The 1826-nt window shown below is 37.2% G+C and carries 3 protein-coding genes and 1 pseudogene; all 4 read left to right on the top strand.

Features of this window, described 5'->3' with window-relative positions:
• The coding region (locus tag AC30RD_RS08920; protein WP_489494166.1) for a c-type cytochrome at positions 1 to 527 on the top strand (527 nt) is incomplete at its 5' end.
• Position 528: 1 nt separating this feature from the next.
• A complete protein-coding gene (locus AC30RD_RS08925; RefSeq protein ID WP_489494167.1) occupies positions 529 to 741 on the top strand; it encodes a DUF4006 family protein in 213 nt (70 codons plus the stop codon).
• Between the two features lie 110 nt (positions 742 to 851).
• A complete protein-coding gene (locus tag AC30RD_RS08930; protein ID WP_489494169.1) occupies positions 852 to 1553 on the top strand; it encodes a 3-dehydroquinate dehydratase in 702 nt (233 codons plus the stop codon).
• 63 nt (positions 1554 to 1616) lie between these two features.
• Positions 1617 to 1826 (top strand): annotated as a pseudogene (locus AC30RD_RS08935) (hypothetical protein); the annotation flags it as partial.

Below are 1826 nucleotides of genomic sequence, written 5' to 3' on the forward strand. Positions count from 1 at the left end.
CAGGTGACAGACTTGTAGAGATGGGTGAATCTGTTTCCTTGGCAGAGTGTAAAGTATGTCACGGTATCGCTGCCGATGGTATCGATGGAAAGGCTGCAAATCTTAATCAAAGAATAGAAGAAAAATCTGTTAAATATGTTGTAGAGCATGGTTCAAATAACAAGCTTTTAGGTACAGAAATGCCTATGCCTGATAGAAACGGACTCTTTAATGCAAACAGTGGTGCACTCATTACAGATGCTGAGATTGATGCGGTAGCTCAATACGTTGCAAACGGATTCCCGGCAAGCGATAAAGCTGGTGCTGAAGTTTTTGCCGGTGTATGTTCTTCTTGTCACGGTGCTGACGGTAGAGGTATGGCATATGTTGCTCCAAATATTCGTGAGTTTACACCTGCAATGGTAGTGAATGTACTCAACCACGGTAAAAAAGGTGCAATTGGTAAAATGCCTGCATTTGACAGACTTAACGCTAAACAAAAAGAAGCAGCAGCTGCTTATATTATTAGTTTGAGCAAAGGAGAATAACATGAATGAAAATAGAAGTGTATTTGCTCTTGACGGTGTAACAGGAATGCTTATTGCAACTGTACTACTTCTTAGTATTTTAGCGTTTTTAACGGTAAATGCTATGGGTGTACAAAATGCAAATGCGGAGAACTTTTATCAGTTAAAAAATGAAAAATCAATAAAGATGATTAGCACAGATAATGCTAAACAAGCTTTTGTTGATGTAAAGTAAGGAGTGTAGAGATGGATAAAATTATTGCATGGGGTCTTGTTATTATGGCCGCTTACACACTTTACGCTGTTGTTACTCCAAACCATCTTTTTATTGGTTAGGAAGTTTCATTGAAATTTTTACTTCGAGGGCTTTTTGCCCTCACCCTCACATTTGTATTTCAAACGACACTCTTTGCAGAATATTTATATAAAGATGAGATAGTTCACCGTGATGCTTTCACTCATGAGGTAGAAACACTCGGGAAAGAGCTGTATGAAAAAACAGGAATTGCTCTTCGACTACTTATGCTTAAAGAGATTCCAGATGGCAAAAATATTGTTAGTTACGAAAAGGAACTTTTAAGTAAATTGAAAGAACCTACTATTGTACTTGTATTTTCTGAAATGGATGCTACTGTTGACCTTATGGCAAACGATACCTCTTTATATAAATATTTTAATGCCAAGCAGGTATTGAGTCCTGTTGCATCTGCCGTTCAGGCATTTATAATGGCACTTGTGTATGCCGATAGTTGGGAGAGTTTTAATGAGATGCGCACCAACTACGGGGGTACCATTGTTCCCCTTTTGGCGCAAAAAGCGAAAAAAGAGCAGGTTGTTGGTAAATATGCAGGAAGTATGTTTAACGGCTATATAGATATAGCACACCAAATCGCCACATCAAAAGGGGTTGTTTTGGAAAATGACCCGGGAGATGCCAATCAGGAGGCTATCTTTTATGTGAAGTTGTTTTTCTACGGTTTTGTTTTCTATGGTATAGTTATGTATATCAGAAGAAAAATATATCTCAGAAGGCATAAAGGTGAGTAAAAAAAGTAACGGAAGAGTTTGGCCCTATATTATAGGTCTCTCTATTACATTAGTATTTGGTTTTTGTGTAGCGACTATTTTTGTAACATCAAGAGCCGATGTACAAGAATCAGATGCTTATATACCAATTATCAAGATGCAGATGCACGAGCAAATGATTTTATTAAAGCGCGTTTAGAGTTTGATAAAAAATATAAAATTGATTATGTAACCGAATCTATAGGGGTGGAGCATCCTGTTATCAAGTATAAGGTAACAACAAAAGATGGAAAA

This window comes from Nitrosophilus sp. (genome assembly GCF_982775275.1).

Bases quoted from the DNA above. Each gene is read 5' to 3' on its own strand.
- AC30RD_RS08925 (WP_489494167.1), top strand. From the start codon at position 529: ATGAATGAAAATAGAAGTGTATTTGCTCTTGACGGTGTAACAGGAATG.